The sequence below is a fragment of the Bradyrhizobium sp. genome (genome assembly GCF_019242285.1).
GTDB lineage: Bacteria > Pseudomonadota > Alphaproteobacteria > Rhizobiales > Xanthobacteraceae > Bradyrhizobium.
In genome coordinates, this window is record NZ_JAFAVV010000131.1 from 1 (window position 1) to 4,229 (window position 4,229).

A 4,229-nucleotide genomic window follows, 5' to 3' on the forward strand; every position below is an offset into this window, starting at 1 on the left:
TTCGGATCCTGCTGCTGCTGTCCGGGCTTCTGCCCACCACCCTGCTGCTGGCCCGGCTTCTGTCCGGGGTTCTGGTTTTGCTGGCCGGGCTTCTGGTTCGGATTGGACATTGCGATCTCCCTTTTTCAAGTCGCAAAGGAGATAACTCGGGAACACCGACTTGGTTGCGCGAAAAGCCTGGAGGCAAGCATGTTTCATGAGCCGAGGTTCCCGCGGCCCAACATGAAAACTTCCTCTGTACAAGGCCTTAAGTCGCGTTCGAGCGCTGTTGCCGCCTCTGGTTCCCGCTGTTAGAAAACGAGGATGACGCGACGTCCGGCTGCCGGAGCCTTTCGCTGTGTCAGGAAAAAGCGCCATTTTCGACCGCGGCAAAACTTCATTCAATTTTGCCGGAAAATGCGCCAACGATCGGCAGCGCATGGAATATTTCGCCCAGCAATTGATCAACGGCATCGTTCTAGGCTCGATCTACGGCCTGATCGCCATCGGCTACACCATGGTCTACGGCATCGTCGGCATGATCAATTTCGCCCATGGCGACATCTTCATGATCGGCGGATTCATCGCGTTGATCTCGTTCCTGATTCTGGTCTCCTTCGGGCTGACCGCGATCCCGCTGATCCTCCTGATCGTGCTGCTGGTCTCGATGGCGATCACCGCGCTCTACGGCTGGACGGTGGAGCGCATCGCCTATCGGCCGCTGCGGCACTCCTTCCGCCTCGCGCCGATGCTGTCGGCGATCGGCATGTCGTTCGTGCTGTCGAACTACTCGCAGGTGGCGCAGGGCGCGCGCGTGAAGCCGGTGCCGCCGATCATCACCGGCGGCTACGAGCTTGCCGAGCGCAACGGTTTTGCGGTGCAGGTCTCCAACGTGCAGATCATCGTCGTGCTCACCACGGTGGCACTGCTGCTGGTGTTCACCTGGCTGGTGTCGCGCACCCGGCTGGGGCGCGACATGCGCGCCTGCGAGCAGGACCAGACCATGGCGGCGCTGCTCGGCGTCGACGTCGACCGCACCATCTCCATGACCTTCGTGATCGGAGCTGCGCTGGCCGCCGTCGCCGGCATGATGTACCTGCTCTATTACGGCCTGGTCGATTTCTACATGGGCTTCGTGGCCGGCATCAAGGCGTTCACCGCCGCCGTTCTCGGCGGCATCGGCTCGCTGCCCGGCGCGATGCTGGGAGGACTCGCCATCGGGCTGATCGAAACGATGTGGTCGGCCTATTTCTCGATCGAATACAAGGACGTCGCCGCCTTCTCGATCCTGATCGTGGTGCTGATCTTCCTGCCGACCGGCCTGCTCGGCCGACCCGAAGTCGAAAAAGTCTAGGCCCGCGTGAGCATGTCCGAGCCCGACAAACCGCACGCCAGGCGCGTGCTGCATTTCGCCTTTGCCTTCAAGAAGGCCGCGCTTTCCGCCTTCGTCTCGCTGGTGCTGTTCTCGCTGATGGTCGGCATCCGCACCGAGGCCGGGCCCACGGGGCAATTGATCTACTGGACGCGGTTCGACGAGCTTGCGGGCCTGGTCGCCGCCACCTTCGTCGGCAGCCTCGTGATCGAGCTGGTGCGACAATGGCTCGGGCCGGCCGGCACCAGCCAGCTCGTTCCCGCCTCGGTGCAGAACGGCATCGCCTTTGCCGGGCGCTTGCTGCCGCCGGCGCTCCTGATCTTCACCCTGCTGGTGCCGGTGATCTTCTACGACCAGCGCTACATTCTCGACCTCGCCATCCTCGTGCTCACCTATGTGATGCTGGGCTGGGGATTGAACGTGGTGGTCGGGCTCGCCGGACTGCTCGATCTCGGCTATGTCGCGTTCTACGCCGTCGGCGCCTATTCCTACGCGTTGTTGGCCACTACCTTCGACCTCTCGTTCTGGGTCTGCCTGCCGCTTGCCGGCCTGCTCGCCTCACTGTGGGGGGTGATGCTGGGTTTTCCGGTGCTCAGGCTTCGCGGCGACTACCTGGCGATCGTGACGCTCGCCTTCGGCGAGATCATCCGCCTCGTCATCATCAACTGGCAGAGCCTGACCGGCGGGCCGAACGGCATCCCCAGCATTCCGCGCCCGACCCTGTTCGGCATTCCGCTCGACAACTCTGACGACGGCCTCGCCGCCAGGCTCGGCATCGAGTTCTCGCCGACCCATCGCATCGTGTTCCTGTTCTATCTGATCCTTGGGCTGGCGCTGCTCACCAACTGGGTGACGATCCGGTTGCGGCGCCTGCCGATCGGGCGGGCCTGGGAGGCATTGCGCGAGGACGAGGTCGCCTGCCGCGCGCTCGGCATCAACACCACCACGACCAAGCTGACGGCGTTTGCCACCGGCGCCATGTTCGGCGGCTTTGCCGGCGCCTTCTTCGCCACCAGGCAGGGCTTCATCAGCCCCGAATCCTTCACCTTCCAGGAATCGGCGCTGGTGCTCGCCATCGTCGTGCTCGGCGGCATGGGTTCGCAGCTCGGCGTGGCGCTTGCAGCCCTCGCGATGATCGGCGGCTTCGAGCTGTTCCGCGGCCTGGAGCAGTACCGCATGCTGGTGTTCGGCCTCGCCATGGTGCTGCTGATGATCTGGCGGCCGCGCGGCATCATCGGCCATCGCGCGCCGACCGTGTATCTGAAGGAAGCGCATGTCATCTCCTCCGACCTCGTCAAGGAAGGACACGGATGAGCGGCGACCGCACCGATCGCATCTTGGGCGTCGACCAACTGACGATGCGCTTTGGCGGCATCGTCGCCGTCAACGAATTGTCCTTCGACGCCGGGCGTCGGCGGATCACGGCGCTGATCGGCCCGAACGGCGCCGGCAAGACCACGGTGTTCAACTGCATCACCGGCTTCTACAAGCCGACCAGCGGGACCATTCGCCTCACCCACGGCGCGGCCGAGATCGCGCTGGAGCGGCTGAACGACTTCCGGATCGCCAAGCAGGCCAAGGTCGCGCGCACCTTCCAGAACATCCGGCTGTTTCCGGGCATGACCGCGCTGGAGAACCTGATGGTCGCCCAGCACAACATGCTGATGCGGGCCTCGGGCCTGACCCTGCTCGGGTTGATCGGGGCGCCGTCCTACCGCGCCGCCGAGAAGCGCGCCATCGACCTTGCGAGCTTCTGGCTCAGGCGCATCGGCCTGTTCGAGCGCGCCGACGACGCCGCCGGCAACCTGCCCTATGGCGATCAGCGGCGCCTCGAGATCGCCCGCGCCATGTGCACCGAGCCCGCTTTGCTCTGCCTCGACGAGCCGGCCGCCGGGCTGAACGCGCGCGAGAGCGCGGCGCTCAACGAGCTGTTGCTCTCGATCCGCGCCGAGGAAGGCACCTCGATCCTCCTGATCGAGCATGACATGAGCGTGGTGATGGAGATTTCCGACCATGTCGTGGTGATGGATTATGGCGTCAAGATCGCCGAGGGCACGCCGCAACAGGTGCGCGACGATCCCAAGGTGATCGCCGCCTATCTCGGCGCCGACGAGGAGGAAGCGATCGCGGTCATGGAGAGCGACACATGACCGAGCCCCGCGAAAAGTCCACCTTCCCCTGCCAGGGGGAGGTCGACCGCGAAGCGGGCGGCTGGGGGTCACGCTTTTCCCGCACGAAAGATATGACCGCTAGGGCGCGCTCTCTCCGCGTCAATATGACCGACGCAGAACTTCGGCTGTGGCGCGCGTTGCGCCGCGATCAACTCAACGGTTTCTCTTTCCGAAGGCAGCACCCGATCGGCCCCTACACGATCGACTTCTATTGTTCACGCCTTCGTCTGGCGGTTGAAGTAGACGGTGGACAACACGCCGCACAACGCAAACCGGCCGATGATCGCCGGGCACAGTGGCTCTCTAAGAAGGGGGTGACGGTTGTCCGGTACTGGAACAACGACGTGTTGTCGAATCTGGAAGGCGTACTGAGCGACCTCGTCGCGCATATCGAGAGATTATCGCAAGCGGCGACAACCCCCACCCCGACCCTCCCCCTTTCAGGGGGAGGGAGAGCACCACCCGCGTCCAAGGGGCGAGCCGAATGACATCGACTTCCCCCATCCCCCTGCTCGCGGTCCGCGGCCTGCGCGCGGCCTATGGCAAGATCGAGGCTCTGAAGGGCGTGGACCTGGAGATTCACCCGGGCGAGATCGTGGCCCTGATCGGCGCCAACGGCGCCGGCAAGTCGACCCTGATGATGACGATCTTCGGCCGGCCGCGCGCCCGCGCCGGAAACATCCTGTTCGACGGCGCCGACATCACGG

The 4,229-nt window shown here is 64.4% G+C and carries 5 protein-coding genes; all 5 read left to right on the forward strand.

Annotated elements, in window-relative coordinates:
* Window positions 1-418 precede the first annotated feature (418 nt).
* On the forward strand, window positions 419-1,333 hold the full coding sequence (locus tag JOY90_RS04615) for a branched-chain amino acid ABC transporter permease LivH (protein ID WP_291689973.1): 915 nt from the start codon (window positions 419-421) through the stop codon (window positions 1,331-1,333).
* Between the two features lie 12 nt (window positions 1,334-1,345).
* On the forward strand, window positions 1,346-2,665 hold the full coding sequence (livM, locus tag JOY90_RS04620) for a high-affinity branched-chain amino acid ABC transporter permease LivM (protein WP_291689974.1): 1,320 nt from the start codon (window positions 1,346-1,348) through the stop codon (window positions 2,663-2,665).
* Window positions 2,662-3,501 (forward strand): ABC transporter ATP-binding protein, encoded by an 840-nt coding sequence (locus JOY90_RS04625; protein WP_291689975.1) that lies wholly within the window; start codon window positions 2,662-2,664, stop codon window positions 3,499-3,501. Before livM ends, JOY90_RS04625 begins: the two co-directional genes overlap by 4 nt.
* Window positions 3,498-4,010: an endonuclease domain-containing protein gene (locus JOY90_RS04630; protein WP_291689976.1), complete on the forward strand. Its 513-nt coding sequence runs from the start codon at window positions 3,498-3,500 to the stop codon at window positions 4,008-4,010. Before JOY90_RS04625 ends, JOY90_RS04630 begins: the two co-directional genes overlap by 4 nt.
* A partial coding sequence (locus JOY90_RS04635) for an ATP-binding cassette domain-containing protein (RefSeq protein ID WP_291689977.1) occupies window positions 4,007-4,229 on the forward strand: 223 nt, incomplete at its 3' end. The genes JOY90_RS04630 and JOY90_RS04635, both read left to right, overlap by 4 nt.